Raw genomic sequence first — 18,155 nt, 5'->3', positions numbered from 1 at the left:
CTGCCGCCGGCAGCGGCCACCGGCCACTATGGCGTCCAAGGCAGAGACCTCCCTTGCAGCCTGCGGCTTCAATGGCTTGCCGAACGCCGTCTGCTTGCTGAGCGGGTTTTCGGCGGACAAGCATGGGTCCTATCCATGTTTGTTTATCCGCCTTCAATGTCCATGATGACTATATCGCCTGAACTGAGGGTCGGCACGAGGACTGCTCGGCATAGGCCCGGAATGCCACGCCCTTCATCGCCCCGTCGAGTACGCGGTCGTGCCGTAAAACACGCATTTCCGGAAGCGGGAAGGATCAGACGGAATATGGCGGGATGGTCAAAGAACGTCATGTGTTTCAGACACCCCCAAGCTCGTCCGCTGACATGGATACTACACTGAAAAACAAGGCCTTTTTTCTTTCTCTATATTGATCCACAACCATCCCTCAGGCGATCCGACGCCATCGCGCCCCGATATCGACACGACGAAGATGATCGTCGATACGGCAAAGCCGCTCGGCATCACCGTTCATGATCACATCAGCATCGGCAAGGACGGTCACGCGAGCCTCAAGGGGCTGCGTCTGACATAGGAGCCGAATCCGCTTCAGGTGTCCGTCAGGTTTGGGTGGCAAAGCGACAATGCTGCAACCATCCTGCTTCGAGACGTTTATGACGACGACGATCGCTTCTCGCCAATTTCCTCGCTCCAGGAAAGCAGCGCTGTCCTTTCTTGCCCTGCTCTTTCTCATCGTTGGCAGCTATGCTCTCTATTTGAAAGCCACGAACAACTTCCACACCGTCGTCGCCGGCGAAGTCTACCGTTCGTCGCAACCATCCCCGCAAGCTATTACCGACTTCTCGAAGCGTTACGGGATAAGGACGATCATCAATCTGCGCGGCGGGACCAACAGCCGAGCATGGAACGCCGAAGTCGAACAAGCGAAGATACTTGGTATCGAGCATATCGATTTCCCGATGTCGGCTTACAAGGAGCTTTCTCCGGAGCGAGCGAAGGAATTGATCCAAGTCATGAAGGACGCTCCGAAGCCGCTGCTGATCCATTGCCTCTCTGGTGCCGACCGCACCGGGCTCGCATCGGCCCTCTATCTGGCCGCTGTCAGCAAGACGAACGAGAAGGTGGCAGAAGGGCAGATGTCCATTTTTTACGGCCACATCGCGCTGTCGATCAGCCGCGCCTTTGCCATGGACCGCACCTTCGAGAAGCTGGAACCCCTACTTGGCTTCCATGAGTCCTGATATTCGCTCATAAAATATTCGGCAACATTGACCTGCTACCGGTGGACGCGCGACATATTGCGTCGCAAAAATGATTCCAGCTTTCCAATCGGGGCCAGCTCAATGTTCCAGTACGATCTCGTTGTTGTGGGTAGCGGCCCGGCAGGCCGCCGCGGCGCAATCCAGGCCGCCAAGCTTGGAAAGAAGGTTCTGGTCATCGAACAAGGCAAGCGCGTTGGCGGTGTTTCGGTGCATACCGGCACCATCCCCTCGAAGACACTGCGCGAAACGGCGCTCAATCTCTCCGGCTGGCGCGAGCGCGGCTTCTACGGCCGATCCTATCGCGTGAAGGAAGAGATCAGCGCCGATGACCTTCGGCGCCGCCTGCTGATCACCCTTGACCACGAAGTCGAGGTGCTGGAGCACCAGTTCGCCCGAAACCGGGTACAGCACATCAGAGGCAAGGCAAGCTTTGTCGACCCGTCGACGCTCGAAGTCGTCAAGGACGACGGCGAAGTCCTCAAGGTCACAGGGGCCAGCATTCTGCTTGCCGTCGGCACGAAGCCCTTCCGCCCTGACTACATCCCATTCGACAACAAGACGGTGCTCGACAGTGACGAACTGCTCGACATCGCGGAGCTCCCGCGCTCAATGGCTGTGATCGGCGCGGGCGTCATTGGTATCGAGTATGCGACGATCTTCAGTGCGCTTGATACCGCAGTGACCGTCGTCGATCCGAAACCGACGATGCTCGATTTCATCGACAGGGAAATCGTCGAAGACTTCACCTATCAGCTGCGCGATCGTAACATGAAGATCTTGCTCGGTACCAAAGCCGACAACGTGACGCGCCTGGACAACGGTAAGGTTGAGCTGAAGCTCGACAATGGCCGCCACCTGGTGACCGACATGGTTCTGTTCGCCGCCGGACGTATGGGCGCGACCGACACCCTCAATCTGGAAGCAGCGGGGCTCGAAGCCGATAGCCGCGGCCGCCTCAAGGTCAATCCGGAAACCTTCCAGACCTCCGTGCCCAATATCTATGCCGCAGGCGACGTCGTCGGCTTTCCGAGCCTCGCGTCCACCTCGATGGAACAGGGCCGCATTGCAGCGCGTGTTGCCATCGGTGCGGTCGCCAAAGAGCCACCGAAGTACTTTCCCTACGGTATCTATGCCGTGCCGGAGATTTCCACCTGCGGCCTGACCGAGGAGGAAATGAAGGAGCGCGGCATTCCCTATGAGTGCGGCATCGCGCGTTTCCGCGAGACCTCGCGCGGACACATCATGGGCCTCGACACCGGGCTTCTTAAGCTCATCTTTTCGCTGAAGACGCGCCGGCTGCTTGGCGTTCATATCGTCGGTGAAGGGGCGACAGAACTGGTCCACATCGGCCAGGCCGTGCTGAACCTCAAGGGAACGGTCGAGTACTTCGTCGAAAACACGTTCAACTATCCGACACTCGCCGAGGCCTACAAGATCGCCGGCCTTGATGCGTGGAACCGGATGGGCGACATCAAGTCGGAGCTTTGATCGCCTAGCCAGGCCGCACGCTTTGACAATTTACTAAACGAAAACAAAAACCTGATATCCGGCCAAAATCCGTTCGATCTGACTTATTTGTGTCGAATAGCACCGGTAAAACCTTCGCTTGTATAATCCGCCGTGTCTGGTAGCGTCCATTTTCGGGGATTCCTCTTACCAGCGAGTGACCGTGCAAGATCTGTCGAAGACCGCCGAACGGAATTTCCAGCTCATCCTCATCAAGCCGTCGCACTATGACGATGACGGCTATGTGATCCGCTGGTGGCGGGCAATGATCCCGTCCAATTCCTTGGCCGCAATCTATGGAATCGCCTCCGACTGCGCAGAACGCAAGGTATTGGGGCCAGAGGTCGGGATCGAGATCACCGTCATCGACGAGACGAACACGCGGGTCAACATCCCGGCCCTGCTCAAACAACTTGCGCAGCATGACAATTTCGGGATGGTCGCCTTGGTTGGCGTTCAGTCGAACCAGTATCCGCGGGCACTGGATATCGCGCGCCCCTTCCGCAAGGCTGGTGTTCCGGTTTCGATGGGCGGCTTTCACGTGTCAGGGTGCCTCGCCATGCTCGACGGCAAGGCGGTTGGCCTCGAAGCATGTCGTGAGATGGGTATCTCGATGTTTGCCGGCGAGGCCGAAGGCCGGTTGGACCGCGTCCTGCAGGATGCCGCCAGCGGCAAGCTTGAGCCGCTCTACAATTTCATGAACGACCTGCCGAGCATCGAAGGTGCGGCCGTCCCGTTCCTGCCGAAAGCCAATGTGGCCCAGACGCTTGGCCTCAGCACGAGCTTCGACGCTGGCCGCGGCTGCCCTTATCAATGCTCCTTCTGCACCATCATCAACGTCCAGGGGCGCAAGTCGCGATTCCGATCGGCCGATGATGTCGAAAAACTGGTGCGGATGAACTGGGCGCAAGGCATCCATAAGTTCTTCATCACCGACGACAACTTCGCTCGCAACAGGGATTGGGAGGCGATTTTCGATCGATTGATCGAACTCAGGGAGAAGGACGGAATTCCACTTGGATTAATGATCCAGGTCGATACGCTCTGCCACAAGATCCCGAACTTCATCGAAAAATCAAAGCGCGCCGGCGTCACACGCGTCTTCATCGGGCTTGAGAATGTAAACCCCGACAATCTGACGGCGGCCAAAAAGAACCAGAACAAGATCACCGAATACCGGAAGATGCTGCTTGCCTGGAAAGCCCAAGGCATCATGACGCTTGCCGGCTACATTCTCGGCTTTCCTGCGGACACGCCAGAGACGATCCGGCGCGACATCGCCATCATCCAGCACGAATTGCCTTTGGACGTCATCGAGTTCTTCGTGCTGACGCCACTTCCAGGCTCGGAAGATCACCAGACATTGTGGAAGAAAGGCGTCGAGATGGACGCCGATCTCAACATCTACGACGTCGAGCATGTCTGCACCGCGCATCCGAAGATGAGCAAGCAGGAATGGGAAAGCATCTATCAGGAGGCATGGTCGCTCTACTATTCGCCAGCCCATATGAAGACGCTGCTGCGCCGGGCGGTTGCGACGGGCGTGCCGCTCGCCAGCCTCGTCAAGATGCTCGTGTCGTTCGCGACGACGGTGCCGCTGGAGAACGTTCATCCACTCCAGAGCGGCCTGTTGAGGCTTAAGCACCCCTCCGAACGCCGCCCGGATCTTCCCAAGGAAAGCGCCGTGACGTTCTGGCCGCATTTCATCTGGGAAACCATCAGCAAACACCTTTCATTGGGCGCCACCATTGCCAGCCTCGCAACCAGCGCCTTCTTCATCGCACGCGACAAGAAAACGAAGAACTACATGGATCAGGCGCTGACACCGGTCGGTGACCACGAGGATGAAACGCTCGAACTCTTCACCAAGACGGCGGGGGGACTAGCCGCGGTCTCTCACATCCACAAGGTTGCGGAACTGACCCACGCACACAAGGTTCGGCCCGCCGTCTGACCAGAAGCACGGCGTTTGATAGGATAATCGGCAGCTATCTCTGGGCCGCCGAGATCGTCGCGATGTTTAATAGTGATGCGGCTTGAAGCGTGTCGATGAACTCCACGCATTCAATCACCTTGCCGTTGTCGAAGGTCATCTTGTCCATGACCTCTGTGTCGAAGTGCGTTGTGCCGTGACGCATCTGGCCGCTGCGATGCACAAGTGCCACGTCGCCCTCAACATGAATGTCGACAATCTCAAGGGCTTTCATCTCCCAGGTGTCGATGAAGTGCCGCATCGTCGCGCGAAGCGCCGCGCTGCCAACAACCGGGTCGGTAAGCGGCGCCAAGTGGCGGCTCCCGGCGATGCGGAAGACGCAGCTGTCACCGAGAAATGACATGAGCCGCTCAAGGTCGCCCTCAGCCCTCGCCGTGAAAATCTGCCTTACGATTCCTTTCAACTCAGAGGCTGATGTCATCGCAAACCCTCCCCCACAGGCACCGCCCAGATTGCATCAGGTCAATCTAAAATTCAACTGGTGGTGCGCAATCGGCGTTGCTGCCCGTTCGCAACGGTGACCACGGCCCTAGAAACAAAAAAGCCCCGCACAAGGCGCGGGGCTTTCTGTAAATCGAACTTGCCGAAGATTACTCGGCGCTGTCCTCGGAAGCCTTCTTCTTCGGAGCAGCCTTCTTCTTCGGAGCAGCGGCTTCTTCGCCTTCAGCGGCTTCTGCCTTGGCGGCAGCCTTCTTCTTCGGAGCGGACTTCTTGGTTTCCTTCTCGGAACCTTCGCCTTCTTCGTCGGCGAGCAGCTCTTCCTTGGTCACCTTCTTATCCGTAACGTCGATCTCGGTCAGCAGATGGTCGATGACCTTTTCTTCGAAGATCGGAGCACGGATCGAGGCGGCTGCACCCGGCTGGCTGCGGAAGAAGTCGAGGATCTGCTTTTCCTGGCCCGGATACTGACGCAGCTGCTCGTAGATAGCGCGCTGCATTTCGTCTTCGCTCACCTCAACACCGGCCTTTTCGCCGATTTCCGAGAGAACGAGGCCAAGGCGAACGCGACGCTCAGCAAGCTTCTTGTACTCTTCGCGAGCCTGCTCTTCCGTCGTGTCTTCGTCTTCGAAGGTCTTGCCGGACTGGGCGAGGTCGTTGGCGACCTGGTTCCAGATGCCGTTATACTCGGCGTCGACGAGCGAAGCCGGGGTCTCGAACTTGTACATTTCGTCGAGCTGATCGAGGATCTGGCGCTTGACCTTCTGACGGGTCATCGAGCCGTACTGCGACTCGATCTGGCCGCGGACGATTTCCTTCAGGCGGTCAGCCGATTCGAGGCCGAGCTTCTTTGCCAGCTCGTCGTTGATCTCAACATCGGCCGGAGCAGCAACGTCCTTGACGGTGACGTCGAAGGTGGCTTCCTGGCCGGCCAGGTTCTTGGCCGGGTAGTCGGCGGGGAACGTGACGGTGATGGTCTTTTCATCACCAGCCTTGGCGCCGACCAACTGGTCTTCAAAGCCAGGAATGAAGCGGCCGGAGCCGAGAACGAGTTCTGCGCCCTGGTCGGTACCGCCATCGAAGGCAACGCCGTCGACCTTGCCGACGTAGTCCATCGTGATGCGGTCGCCGTTGGCAGCCTTGCCCTTCTTGGTTTCGTAGGAACGGGCGCTTTCGGCGACCTTCAGAACCTGTTCGTTGACTTCCTCTTCGGAAATGTCGACGACTTCGCGCGTGATCTTGATGCCCTTGTTGGACTTCAGTTCGATCGGCGGCAGAACTTCGTAGGAAAGCGTGAACTCGAAGTCCTTCTGAGCGGCAAGGATCTGGTCTGCCTCGTCCTTGTCTTCCGTCATCGCGATTTCCGGCTGCGTCGCGGACTTTTCGCCGCGCTCTGCGAGGATGGCGGTCGGCTGCTCGCGGACGATCTCATTGACGAGGTCGGCCATGATGGACTTGCCGTAAACCTTCTTGAGGTGAGCGGCCGGAACCTTGCCCGGGCGGAAGCCGTTGATGCGGACCTTGTCCTTCACGTCGGCAAGACGCTCATTCATCTTGACTTCCATGTCCTTGGCCGGGATTACGACCTTGATTTCGCGCTTCAGCCCTTCAGCGAGCGTTTCGATAACCTGCATGTCTTCCTACCTTCATTTCGTGGCGGCCGTGCCCAGACGCCGTTCGTTTCGATGAGCACGACGCCGGAAAATTGCCGGGCGTGGCTTGTTCTCAATTCTTATTCATTCCACCCGAGGCGGAACGGCGCTTTGCTGCCGGGTAATCGAGGGACACCTGTTGCCGGTCCCCCCGCCTGCAAGCCAGCTTTGGTGCGGGTAGAGAGACTTGAACTCCCACGCCTTGCGGCACCAGAACCTAAATCTGGCGTGTCTACCAATTTCACCATACCCGCGTTCTCAAAAACCGCATGCATATGCCTGCACATGAGGCCTTCCGGAGCGCGGCGTCTCTATATCACCCGATTTGGTAGAGGCAAAGGAAAAATGAAGGGCAAATGACAGTGATTTTGCCCGCGCTCGCAGGCTTCCACACCCATTTGGCCTCAACTCAATAAAGAGGCTCGTCGTAAGCGGGCTTACCGTCGACGAGGAGGCTGCGTATCTGCGGCGTCCCATCCGAAGCGACGCGAATGGCGATGGAGACGTCGCCGCCTTGGCGAGCCTTCTCCAGCGCCGTCCCCTGCCCTTCAGGAACGTAGTAGCGTTCGATGCCGTATTCGACGCGGATATGGTCGGCGGAATTGGGACCATAACTATAGAAGGGTCTACTGTGCAGAACCACGGTGCCCGGCTGCTGCGGCAGATGTTCGAACGATGATTCGACAATGCCCCAGAATCCGCCATCACCGGGCTTCAACCGCACCCAAAGGCTCCTCTTGCCCTGATCCTGCGGCACACCACCAATGATCGACGCGACCGGGACCGAAGATATCTCGTAGTTCAGCACCACATAGTCACCCCGGAGAAAATCGCGCGGATCAACGGGGGCAGTTTTTAGAAGAGCGTCGGCGCCGCTTCGCAGGATCGATGCGCGGCTCTCTATCACATAGCCAAGAATGGCGGTCTGGAGGGCAGCAACGATGATCGCAGCGACAAAGTAGCGGCGCCCTGAGCCTTGCATCGAAAAAATGCTCATAGGCTTGCCTCCGGGGTTCTGATGGCAAATCGCCGCTCGAGACGAATGACGATCCATGCAACGGCAGCAACGAAAAGCCCCGAGAACAAGAAGAGGCTGGATGTGCCAAGAATCGATCCGACGGTCACCGATGCAAGGTAGAGCAGCTCAACCGCAAACACCGTGTAGCCCAGATAGCGCACCGCGCCATTGTTCCGGCCTTGGAGCGCAATCGCAAGGACCGCGGCCCCCAGCGTCACGAGCGCCAATGTTACGAACTGCCAGCCATGCTCGAGTTCAACATGCAGGAAGAACAGCCCAATCACGGCGACGAGGAAGGTGTAGAAGGCAGGTGCCGAACCGGCTGTTCTGATGAGCGTGGAAAGGCGCGGCAGCGGCAGACTAACAAGCACGAAGGCCAGCATGCCAGCGATGGCATAGACGAGCGCGAGCCAGAAATTCTCGTTCACCGCATAGAGCCAAGTAAGCCAGCCGACGAGTAGCAGATACGCCAGATGACGCACACGGTCTGCGCCGGTGAAGCGCACGAGACCAACGACCACCGCCGCCATGAGCGGCACAACCCAAGGATCGAGACCCACCCAACGCGTATCGTAGGTATCAAGATAGGCGGCAAAGCTGCCCCAGGACAGAAAGCCCGCCACCGCAGCGACAACGCCGGAGCGGAACAGGACCGCCGAAACCACCGCCATGGCAAACCAGAGATACATCACCGTCAGTTCGTCCCCCGACAGATGGTACATCTGCCCGACCAGCGAAATCGCCCCGCCGAAGGACAAGGTTCCAATCACCAGCAGTCCGCCCGCCGCCCCCGTTGCGCCGCGCCTCAGCATAACCGCCGCGCCGAGATGCACGGCCCAGATGATTGCAAGAATGACGGCGAGCCGCACAAGGCGCGGAATGGCCTCCCAATTCGAAGCGACAACCAGCAGGATCGCGGCCCCGAGCAGGATTGCCGCAAGTATCATAAGCACCTTGCCAAGGCTGAAGCTCGCCGGGCGGGCATCATATTCCTTCAGCAGCGCTCCCGCAGTCGCTTCCGGCAGCAGCCCCTTTTCCACCCAAACCGAAAGATCTCGCTCCAATCGACCGCGATACATGCCCTACTCCGCCAAACGCACGATAACGCGCTCCTTTTTTGCTTTATAGCCGTTGATTGAGCATGAGGGAAATATTCCCATACGAATTCCTCATTGGGTGAATTCGGGGTGCGTGTTAACCGATCGATAACGTCAAATCGCTAATATACATCCCATTCTCGCAAGCCATGCGCCTGCCGCATGGGAAGCATGAGTATATTGCACTGCAAAATTAACGCGGGACGATTTATATTACTTTTCACAAGGCAGGGAATGGCGTCCCGGCCCCGGTCCTCCGGAAGCCTTCGAAGATGATCTTCGTGACGAAATTCGGAGCAGCGCACTCCTCCTCCCAGCGCCCTCCGATGGACTGACAACACTCCTCCTCCCAGTTGTCAGTCGCCCTAATGACGCCCACCGGATCCTCCCCCGGTGGGCGTTTGGTTTTCTATAACAGACAATATCACAAGCCCGGTTTTCCAGCGCCTCCAGGGCAGCGCCGATGTCTCTCCCGCACATGTCTCTCCCGCGCGCCCCGACAACCGGCCTGGCGGCAAGCTCATTGATGCAGCAACGACTCGCAGCCAGTGACGGACGGCCGCAAACCTGCGGGAGTCCTACTTGAGCTCCCTAACCGCATGTGCCGACCGGCGTTTATTGGTCCCGGCAGGCGAAAAGGCAGGCGACAGCTGATCGGCTGCAAGCCATTCTGCCTAACGATTGACCAAATATCGGCCGGATCGCGTGAATAACGGCGTGAGATCTGCATCCGGTGCATAGGTGGTCTGAAATCTTGTCTCTGGCACGACTTCGCAGTGCAACATATATTCTGGTCATCAAATAGAGGTCAGCGCCGATCGGCGGCAGCTGGCAGATCGCAAGCCCTAGGAAAGGGGATTAAAATGAACTTTGCACGCTCTTTCAACAACTGGCGCAAGTACCGTCAGACCGTTACCGAACTCGGCCGCATGACCAACCGCGAATTGCACGATCTCGGCATCGACCGTTCTGACATCAATCGCGTTGCTCGCGAGGCTTCTGCCCGCTAATCCAAGCGATCCGCTGTCCTCCCAAGCAGATCGCCTTGACAAAAACGCCCGCTGCCCCTGGCAACGGGCGTTTTCTTTTGTCTGGCTACCAGCTTCCGCAATAGTTGCGGCCAGCTCCACCTCGCTCATGGCGGCGCCCAGAAAGTAATCACTGCATTTGGAATGAGCATCGCATGCACAATTGCATAGCAGATGCCTTTTCTTTGCACTGCACAATATGACTGGGAACGCCTATATGGATATCAACGATGAGACGGCGATGGCGCTGCTCTCGACGATCATTCTGAGGAAGACGAACATGAACCCGATCCGCATTGCAAAAAGCTGGATTAGCTACCGCCGTACGCTCAGCGAACTTGGCAGCCTTTCCAATCAGACGCTCGCCGACATTGGCGTTAGCCGCTACGACATTCGCACCATCGCTTCCCGCTCGTTCCGCTAATAGCGGCGAGCGTGAAGCTTCCAAGACGGCGCCTTTGGCGCCGTTTTTGATTCCGAGCCCTTCGCTGCGATGGGCGCCGCTAACGTGATACGATCGCGAACCAAATCCCCAGGAACGAAATAGCTGCGGCGGTGCGAGCGCGCGAATGGCGACAGAATCCAAACTGCACTGCCCTGTTGACACCGCGATCTCGGCCATTCTTTAGGGTGGACTAATATTAATCATTGTGGAACTATCCGGCCGCTGCCTAACGGAGACATGCGCAATGTGCCGATATAATCTTCGCATGGAGGATGGCTTGTGGACCGTTGTCGATGCCACGACACAACAGCCGGCCGAATTGAACGGCGTTCGGATGGCCCGGATGACGTGGCGCGAAGCATGCGACATGGTCGACATCCTGAACAACCTCGATCGAATAAGCTTCCTGTCAAAACGCTACGAAGCGTCGGCCAGAACAATGGCTTGAGCTTCGCGGATGCGCCCAATGCGGCATCTTGCTGATCCCGGCATTCAGAGTCCGATGGACTTTATCTTCTGAACTGCGAAATCAACGAACGCGCGCGTCTTGGCCGAGACATGCCTTCCCTCTACATGAACGACGTGGATTGGCAGTGGCTCTTCCTCATAATCCTCGAGCACTGTTCTCAGCCGACCGGCGGCAAGATGCTCCGTTACCTGATAGGACAGGGTCCGTGACAGGCCCCATCCAGTCACCGCCGCTGCGATCGATGCATCGACAGTGTTGCAGTACATGCGCGGATGAAGCTTGACGGGCGTATGGTTGGGCGCGAAGTGCCAGTCCAACGGCGCCGATGACCCCGTATTCACAATAGTTACGTGCCGGGTGAGGTCGGCTGGCGTTGCCGGTTCGCCGTGACGCTCGAAGTAGGCCGGCGCTCCGCAGACGACGCGGCGCACGCTCCCGACCTTTATCGCCTGCTGATCCGAATCCGGCAGGTGGCCGATGCGGATGGCCACGTCGATGCCCTCCTCCACAAGATTGACCATCCGATCGAAGAGGAGGACGCGCCCGGTGACGGCTGGCTGCATGCTGAGAAACTCCGTCATAACAGGGACGATATAGATCTGACCGAACAGAACCGGTGCTGTGATGGTCAGGATTCCCGACGCCGTTGAATGAGATCCACCAGCCGATGCTTCCGCCTCGTCGATATCGCTGAGTATCCTTCTGCAGTCTTCGGCATACCGGCTGCCCGACGGCGTCAGCTTTACGGAGCGCGTGGAGCGGAGGAAGAGCCGCGCCCCTGTGGCTTCCTCCAGAAAAGCGATCGCGCGTGTGACTGCCGGTGGACTCATGTGAAGCTGACGCGCAGCCTGTGCAAAGCTCGCCGTCTCGGCGACCTTGACCAAAATCCTCATGCATTGAAGCCGATCCATATGCTCGCCCGCAATATTCCGCGAAATGAAATAGTCTCTTTCAACTTATCGCAATTCAGCACGCAATTGGAAACAATTATTGTCTGGTTACCTCAACACGGAGACCAGACCGATGAAGCTTTACTCACATCCTCTCTCGGGCCATTCCCATCGCGCGCACCTCTTTCTGTCGCTGATCGGCATCGACGCCGAAGTCTTGCAGGTCGACCTTGCTGCCAGAGAGCACAAAAGCGCCAGCTTCCTTGCGCTCAATCCCTTCGGACGGTTGCCGGTGCTCGAAGATGGCGATGTTATCATCAGCGACTCCAACGCCATCCTCGTCTACCTCGCCAAGAAGTACGCACCCGAAGGATGGCTCCCCGAGGAGCCGGCAGCTGCAGCGGCGGTCCAGCGCTGGCTGTCAGTCGCTGCCGGCGAGATCGCCTATGGCCCGTGTGCGGCGAGGCTTGTGACGTTGTTCGGAGCGAAGTTCGACACCGAAGAGGTCATCGCAAGAGCGCATCGAATCCTTCAACTGATCGATGACCGCCTGGTCGATCGCGAGTGGATCGCCGCGAGCAGGCCGACCATCGCCGATGTCGCCCTTTACAGCTACATCGCCCGCGCGCCGGAAGGAAACGTCGATCGGTCTGCCTACCGCAACGTAACGGCATGGCTTGAGCGGATCGAAGCCCTCCCCGGCTTTCAACCATTCCAGAAATCGCCAGTCGGTATTGTCGAGGCGGCTTGAGGCGTTTCATCGCGCTGCGGCCGACCACGAGCCGTCAAGGAGGCAGTTATGTCTACCGATGCACAGAGCACCACGTCCTCTCCCTGGCATGCCGGAGAGATCGCACTGCAGGAAAAGGTCGGCGTCGCCAAGCGAATGAACGAGGTGGGCCGGCGCGTTCTGCGAGATCACTTGATCGATCAGCACCGCCAGTTCTATCCGCAGCTGCCTTTTATCGTCCTGGGAACGGTAGATGCGCACGGCAATGCATGGGCAACGGTGCGTGCCAATCAGCCGGGCTTCCTTCAGAGCCCTGATATTCACACGCTGAGCGTCCGCCTTCCGCGGGAGCACCTTGATCCGGCCGACGCTGGAATGGACGACGGCGAGGCCATCGCCATGCTCGGCATCGAACTCCATACGCGCCGTCGCAACCGGCTGAACGGCACTGTCCATAGAACTGGGCAGGACGGCTTCGATGTGCGCGTGGGGCAATCCTATGGCAACTGCCCGCAATATATCCAGCTGCGCGATTTCGAGTTCGCGCGCGATCCGATGCAACCTTCCGGATACGACCCCGTCAGTTTCGGCAGCCTTGACGGTCGTCCCGCCGAAATGATTGCCAAAGCGGATACATTTTTCGTTGCCTCGTATGTCGACCGCGACAGTGAAGGGCGCCAAATCGATGTTTCGCATCGCGGCGGCAGGCCGGGTTTCGTGCGGATCGGCGAGGACGGCGTTCTGACGATCCCGGACTTTGCCGGCAATCTCTTTTTCAACACGCTCGGCAACATCCTCTCCAACCCACGGGCGGGGCTGGTCTTCGCGGATTTCGAAAGCGGCGATCTGCTGCAATTATCGGGCGACGCGCAGGTTATTCTGGAATCACCTGAGATAGCAGCGTTCCAGGGCGCGGAGCGGCTGTGGCGCTTTCGCCCGAGGCAAATCGTCTACAGGCAAGAAGCGTTGCCGCTTCGCTGGCGGTCGCCTGCGGATGGCTCATCTCCCAACTCCCTGATGACCGGCAGCTGGGACGAAGCCGCCGCGCGGCTTCGTGCGGTAGCACTCGCCAAAAGCTGGCGGCCCTTTCGCGTTACCCGCATCGTCCAGGAGAATGCCAGCGTGCGCTCTTTCTATCTCGAACCAACAGACGAAGGCGGGATCATTCCGCATGTCTCCGGCCAACACCTGCCGATCCGCATCAAGATCGAGGGAACGGATGCGCCAGCGGTTCGCACCTATACGATCTCCTCGGCGCCCTCCGACGGCACGTATCGCATCAGCGTCAAGCGCGAGGGGCTTGTCTCCACGCATCTTCATGATGCCATCCGACAAGGAGACATCATCGAGGTCCGCGCGCCGGCCGGTGCGTTCACGATCGATGCCGCGGAGACACGTCCTGCCGTTTTACTGGCGGCCGGCATCGGTATCACCCCGCTGCTCGCCATGCTGCGGCATGTCGTCTACGAGGGACTGCGCACCAGACGGATCCGACCAACCTGGCTGATCTATTCCGCGCGTAATAAGTCCGAACGCGCATTCGATACCGAATTGCAGGCACTGGCCGAAGCGTCCGGCGGTGTCGTCAAGCTGGTCCGGTTGCTCAGCGACACGTCCGATACAGTTGCTGGCGAAGGCTACGAACAGCAAGGACGTGTCGACATGATCCTGCTGAACAGGGTGTTGCCGTTCAACGACTATGACTTCTATCTGTGCGGTCCAACCGGCTTCATGCAGTCTGTCTACGACGGCTTGCGCGGATTGAATATTGCCGATGGCCGTATCCATGCCGAAGCGTTTGGACCCGCGTCTCTCCAGCGATCGCGAGACGAGGCCAAGCGATCGCCAGCGCGCGCCGCTGAGGACCCGCAGCCCGTCTATTTCATGCGCTCAGGTAGGAAAGCGCGCTGGGAGCCGGGATCGGGCACGCTGTTGGAGCTTGCCGAAGCGCGTGGCTTGGCGCCCGAGTTCAGCTGTCGTCTCGGCAATTGCGGAAGTTGCAGGACGAAAATTCTTTCCGGCGCTGTCGCCTATACGAAGGAGCCGAGCGCCGACGCCGCCGATGACGAAGCGTTGATCTGCTGCACCGTGCCGGCAGCGAGCAACACTGGCGCTCGGCTGGAGTTGGATATCTGAAGACATCGGCGCCGGCATCGACCAGTCGCCAATTCTTCGGTTTCCTGCGCCGCCCTAGCGTGGTAATCAGCCGCGCATGAACAAGACCTCTTCCCATTCTCCCATCTACGTGGTCGGCGGCGGGCTCGCCGGCTCAGAGGCGGCCTGGCAGATCGCAAATGCCGGCGTGCCTGTCATCCTGCACGAGATGCGCGGCGTGCGCGGCACCGACGCCCACAAGACTGACGGCCTAGCCGAGCTCGTCTGCTCCAACTCCTTCCGGTCCGACGACGCGACCAGCAACGCGGTCGGTGTTATCCATGCCGAGATGCGCATGGCGGGATCTCTGATCATGGCGTGCGCCGACAAGCACCAGGTCCCGGCAGGTGGCGCACTGGCTGTCGACCGCGACGCATTTTCCGACGCCGTGACCAAAGCGATTCACGAGCATCCGCTGATCACGGTCGTTCGTGAAGAAGTGACCGGCCTGCCGCCGAAAGAATGGGACCTCGCCATCGTTGCCACCGGCCCGTTGACTGCCCCTTCCCTTGCGAGCGCGATCCAGGCCGAGACGGGTGCGGACGCGCTGGCCTTTTTCGATGCGATCGCGCCGATCGTTCATCGTGACAGCATCGACATGGATACCTGCTGGTACCAATCGCGCTACGATAAGGTCGGTCCCGGCGGCACCGGCAAGGATTACATCAACTGCCCGATGACCGAAGAGCAGTACAACGCTTTCGTGGACGCTCTGATTGCCGGCGATACGGTCGGCTTCAAGGAATGGGAAGGAACGCCCTACTTCGATGGCTGTCTTCCAATCGAGGTAATGGCGGAACGCGGCCGCGAGACGCTGCGTCACGGCCCGATGAAACCGATGGGCCTGACCAATGCGCATAACCCGACCGTCAAGGCCTACGCTGTCGTTCAGTTGCGGCAGGACAATGCGCTCGGCACGCTCTACAACATGGTCGGCTTCCAGACGAAGCTGAAATACGGCGCTCAGGCGGAGATCTTCCGTATGATCCCGGGACTTCAGAACGCCGAATTCGCCCGCCTCGGCGGCCTTCACCGCAATACCTATATCAATTCGCCGACACTGCTCGACCCTTCCCTCACGCTCAAGTCCCGCCCCGGTCTGCGCTTTGCCGGGCAGATCACCGGATGCGAAGGCTATGTCGAAAGTGCGAGCGTTGGGCTGATGGCCGGCCGGTTTGCTGCAGCCGAGCGCAAAGGAGAAGCCGTATCGCTGCCGCCCGTAACGACGGCGCTCGGCTCGCTGCTCGGCCACATCACTGGCGGCCACATCGTCAACGACGAGGAACCTGGCAAGCGGTCCTTCCAGCCGATGAACATCAACTTCGGCCTCTTTCCCGAACTTGAGCCCGGTTCGATCGTCAAGCCCGAAGGTGTCAAGCGCTTCCGCGGCAAGGACAAGACGATCATGAAGCGACAGTTGATCGCCAGGCGCGCGCTTGCTGATTGCGCGAACTGGCTGGGGCTCGACGCTCATCTCGCGGAGAGTGCGTGATCAGGCCGTAGGCCACAGCGCTCTCGGTCCCCCTCTCGGTGGATCCGAGGCCACCGGCATGATCGCAAATGTTATAGTGAAATGTCGTCGAAGGGTGCACGCCTATGGCAGCATTGTTTCAAGGTACGTCCATGCCGGACCGGGATTGGTGGTCTGCGCTGTGGCCTGATCCCGAAGGGCTCCTTCAACAGGTCGGCATCCGGCGGGGCATGAGCGTTCTCGACCTTTGCTGCGGCGACGGCTATTTCACCGGCCCGCTCGCAGCATTGGTCGACGGACGTCTGGCGGCGCTCGATCTCGATCCCGCCATGATCGATCTGGCGAAGGCCGAAGTTGAACGAAGAGGCGCGTCTGTTCGCCAGTGGATTTGCGCGGACGCCGCGTCCTTGGCCGAGCGCCTTTTCGAACTGGTCGATTTTGTCTTGATCGCCAATACTTTCCACGGTGTTCCTGACCAGATCGGGCTTGCACGTTCCGTAAGGGAAGTTCTGAGACCGAACGGGGTGTTCTGCATCATCAACTGGCATCCAGTGCCGCGAGAGGACACGGTGATCCTCGGCAAGCCGCGCGGACCGCGCACCGAGATGCGTATGCCACCCGAGTCCGTGCGCGCCGTCGTTGAAGCCGCTGGCTTTCACATGCTGCGGATCGTCGATCTCCCGCCCTACCACTACGCGGCTGTGTTTCAAGTCGCGTGACAACAGGGCGGGGCGTTCCGGTCTTGAACCGGTGGGCAAGGAACCGACCCATATGAGCAGAAAACGCAGCAATCACCGTCCTTCGGCTTGAGCGTCGCACCGCAGCCTCGGCATTCGTAGAACCAAACGCAGGCGTCAACCGGCATCGTCTCTACCGATCGGTGGCTACAGATGGGACAGGTCAGAATTGATCGCCGCTCGACCATTGCATCGCCTCATGTTGGCTGCTCGCTAATGCGCGATCGGTCCTGCCGCTTTCTTCCAGGCGTCGATGCCGCCTTGAATGTGAAAGGCCAGGGGAAGGCCGGCGTCGTGCGCTGCCTGCACGGCCATTGCCGATCGCTCACCGAAGGCGCAGTAGAAAAGCAGCCTCTTGCGGGTTGAACTTGCCAGCTCATGCAGCATCCCGCCTGCACCTATGCTTTCCTCGAGCGACGGGTACGGGACATGCAGTGAGCCCGGAATCGTACCGTTTCGCTGCCGCTCGGCGTTCTCGCGTAGATCGATCAAAGCGACATCACCGAGGCCGACGACACTCAGCGCCTGTTGCGCCGTCAGCGCCCAGCCGTGGCGCATGACGTTATCCTGGTTCATCCCGACCTTCATATTGGCGGGTACGGCGACATCCATCATCTTCGGATTCGAGAGCTTCAGATTGTTCATCAGGTCGGCGTATTCATCGGCAGACGTCACCTGCAGGCGCGGGTTAAAGGCCCTCTCCTCTCCAATGGTGGAGACCGTATCCCCCTTGTAGTCGTGCGCCGGGAAAACCAGTGTTGAGTCCGGAAGCTTCAGAAGCCGACCGAAAATCGACTCGAACTGCGCTCTCGGGTCGCCGTTCTGAAAATCGGTGCGGCCGGTACCGCGGATGAGCAGGGTGTCGCCAGTGAATACGCGGTCGGGCAGCACGAAACTGTAGGAATCGTCCGTATGGCCCGGCGTATAGATCACGTCCAGGGAAAGCCCCTCGATGGTCAGCTTGTCGTTATCGGAGAGCCGCATCGAAACGACATCGGCTTTTGTCTGCTCCCCCATCACTGTGATGCAATGGGTTTTGTCGCGTAGAGCGCCAAGGCCCGTGATGTGATCGGCGTGGAGATGCGTGTCCACGGCCTTGACCAGCTTCAGGTCGAGTTCATGGATGAGTTGGAGGTAGCGATCGACCCTTTCCAGCACCGGATCGATGATCAGCGCCTCGCCGCCCTTCCGGCTTGCCAGCAAATAGGAATAAGTACTCGACACCGGATCAAACAGTTGCCGGAAGATCATCCCTACCTCCATCG

Annotated in this window: 17 protein-coding genes, 1 tRNA gene and 1 pseudogene; 11 read left to right on the top strand and 8 right to left on the bottom strand. The window is 59.1% G+C overall.

The genetic code is table 11. The annotated features are described in order from the left end of the window. Positions 1-406: 406 nt before the first annotated feature. The 4 genes and pseudogenes from PMI09_RS29975 to PMI09_RS03555 form a co-directional block, all read left to right on the top strand. Positions 407-574 (top strand): annotated as a pseudogene (locus PMI09_RS29975) (JAB domain-containing protein); the annotation flags it as partial. 49 nt (positions 575-623) lie between these two features. Continuing rightward, the gene (locus tag PMI09_RS03565) at positions 624-1,241 is read left to right on the top strand and encodes a dual specificity protein phosphatase family protein (protein ID WP_007788948.1); all 618 of its coding nucleotides are present in this window, start codon (positions 624-626) and stop codon (positions 1,239-1,241) included. A 102-nt stretch (positions 1,242-1,343) separates the two neighbouring features. Next, the gene (gene sthA, locus PMI09_RS03560; protein ID WP_007788947.1) at positions 1,344-2,750 is read left to right on the top strand and encodes a Si-specific NAD(P)(+) transhydrogenase; all 1,407 of its coding nucleotides are present in this window, start codon (positions 1,344-1,346) and stop codon (positions 2,748-2,750) included. A gap of 181 nt (positions 2,751-2,931) precedes the next feature. Then, on the top strand, positions 2,932-4,722 hold the full coding sequence (locus PMI09_RS03555; RefSeq protein ID WP_007788946.1) for a B12-binding domain-containing radical SAM protein: 1,791 nt from the start codon (positions 2,932-2,934) through the stop codon (positions 4,720-4,722). A 34-nt stretch (positions 4,723-4,756) separates the two neighbouring features. Here the strand turns inward: PMI09_RS03555 and PMI09_RS03550 are convergent, their stop codons facing one another. From PMI09_RS03550 to PMI09_RS03530, 5 genes are all read right to left on the bottom strand, one after another. Continuing rightward, entirely contained in the window at positions 4,757-5,182 is a 426-nt protein-coding gene (locus tag PMI09_RS03550) for a nuclear transport factor 2 family protein (RefSeq protein WP_007788945.1), read from the bottom strand. Between the two features lie 169 nt (positions 5,183-5,351). After that, the gene (tig, locus tag PMI09_RS03545; protein ID WP_007788944.1) at positions 5,352-6,833 is read right to left on the bottom strand and encodes a trigger factor; all 1,482 of its coding nucleotides are present in this window, start codon (positions 6,831-6,833) and stop codon (positions 5,352-5,354) included. A gap of 187 nt (positions 6,834-7,020) precedes the next feature. Next, positions 7,021-7,105, bottom strand: a tRNA-Leu gene (locus tag PMI09_RS03540). A 155-nt stretch (positions 7,106-7,260) separates the two neighbouring features. Beyond that, positions 7,261-7,848, bottom strand: coding sequence for a GDYXXLXY domain-containing protein (locus PMI09_RS03535; protein ID WP_007788943.1), 588 nt, complete (start codon positions 7,846-7,848; stop codon positions 7,261-7,263). After that, complete coding sequence (locus PMI09_RS03530) at positions 7,845-8,948, bottom strand: DUF2157 domain-containing protein (RefSeq protein WP_007788941.1); 1,104 nt, start codon at positions 8,946-8,948, stop codon at positions 7,845-7,847. Before PMI09_RS03530 ends, PMI09_RS03535 begins: the two co-directional genes overlap by 4 nt. A gap of 881 nt (positions 8,949-9,829) precedes the next feature. Here PMI09_RS03530 and PMI09_RS29970 point away from each other — a divergent pair. The 3 genes from PMI09_RS29970 (at position 9,830) to PMI09_RS03515 (ending at position 10,887) form a co-directional block, all read left to right on the top strand. After that, positions 9,830-9,976, top strand: coding sequence for a DUF1127 domain-containing protein (locus PMI09_RS29970; RefSeq protein WP_007788937.1), 147 nt, complete (start codon positions 9,830-9,832; stop codon positions 9,974-9,976). 298 nt (positions 9,977-10,274) lie between these two features. Continuing rightward, positions 10,275-10,418: a DUF1127 domain-containing protein gene (locus PMI09_RS03520; protein ID WP_016553778.1), complete on the top strand. Its 144-nt coding sequence runs from the start codon at positions 10,275-10,277 to the stop codon at positions 10,416-10,418. Between the two features lie 265 nt (positions 10,419-10,683). Next, a complete protein-coding gene (locus PMI09_RS03515; RefSeq protein ID WP_007788934.1) occupies positions 10,684-10,887 on the top strand; it encodes a hypothetical protein in 204 nt (67 codons plus the stop codon). A gap of 44 nt (positions 10,888-10,931) precedes the next feature. On the opposite strand, the gene PMI09_RS03510 is transcribed toward PMI09_RS03515, so the two are convergent. Beyond that, the gene (locus PMI09_RS03510) at positions 10,932-11,801 is read right to left on the bottom strand and encodes a LysR family transcriptional regulator (protein ID WP_007788933.1); all 870 of its coding nucleotides are present in this window, start codon (positions 11,799-11,801) and stop codon (positions 10,932-10,934) included. A gap of 130 nt (positions 11,802-11,931) precedes the next feature. Here PMI09_RS03510 and PMI09_RS03505 point away from each other — a divergent pair, with 130 nt between their 5' ends. The 4 genes from PMI09_RS03505 (at position 11,932) to PMI09_RS03490 (ending at position 16,872) form a co-directional block, all read left to right on the top strand. Beyond that, complete coding sequence (locus tag PMI09_RS03505; RefSeq protein ID WP_007788932.1) at positions 11,932-12,549, top strand: glutathione S-transferase family protein; 618 nt, start codon at positions 11,932-11,934, stop codon at positions 12,547-12,549. Positions 12,550-12,597: 48 nt separating this feature from the next. After that, positions 12,598-14,664 (top strand): 2Fe-2S iron-sulfur cluster-binding protein, encoded by a 2,067-nt coding sequence (locus PMI09_RS03500; protein WP_007788931.1) that lies wholly within the window; start codon positions 12,598-12,600, stop codon positions 14,662-14,664. Positions 14,665-14,740: 76 nt separating this feature from the next. Then, entirely contained in the window at positions 14,741-16,174 is a 1,434-nt protein-coding gene (gene trmFO, locus PMI09_RS03495; protein ID WP_007788929.1) for a methylenetetrahydrofolate--tRNA-(uracil(54)-C(5))-methyltransferase (FADH(2)-oxidizing) TrmFO, read from the top strand. A gap of 104 nt (positions 16,175-16,278) precedes the next feature. Then, positions 16,279-16,872 (top strand): class I SAM-dependent methyltransferase, encoded by a 594-nt coding sequence (locus PMI09_RS03490; protein WP_037081775.1) that lies wholly within the window; start codon positions 16,279-16,281, stop codon positions 16,870-16,872. Here the strand turns inward: PMI09_RS03490 and PMI09_RS31990 are convergent. Then, positions 16,860-17,078 carry a GDCCVxC domain-containing (seleno)protein gene (locus PMI09_RS31990; RefSeq protein ID WP_081499008.1) on the bottom strand — a complete coding sequence of 73 codons (219 nt, stop codon included), beginning with the start codon at positions 17,076-17,078 and terminating at the stop codon, positions 16,860-16,862. The two genes, PMI09_RS03490 and PMI09_RS31990, sit on opposite strands and share 13 nt — an antisense overlap. Positions 17,079-17,103: 25 nt before the next feature. Continuing rightward, positions 17,104-18,141 (bottom strand): MBL fold metallo-hydrolase, encoded by a 1,038-nt coding sequence (locus PMI09_RS03485; protein WP_007788925.1) that lies wholly within the window; start codon positions 18,139-18,141, stop codon positions 17,104-17,106. Positions 18,142-18,155: the final 14 nt, after the last annotated feature.

The organism is Rhizobium sp. CF122 (assembly GCF_000282035.1).
Lineage (GTDB): Bacteria > Pseudomonadota > Alphaproteobacteria > Rhizobiales > Rhizobiaceae > Rhizobium.
The sequence above is the reverse complement of the archived record's forward strand: the minus strand, read 5'-3'. Positions and strand labels throughout refer to the sequence as shown.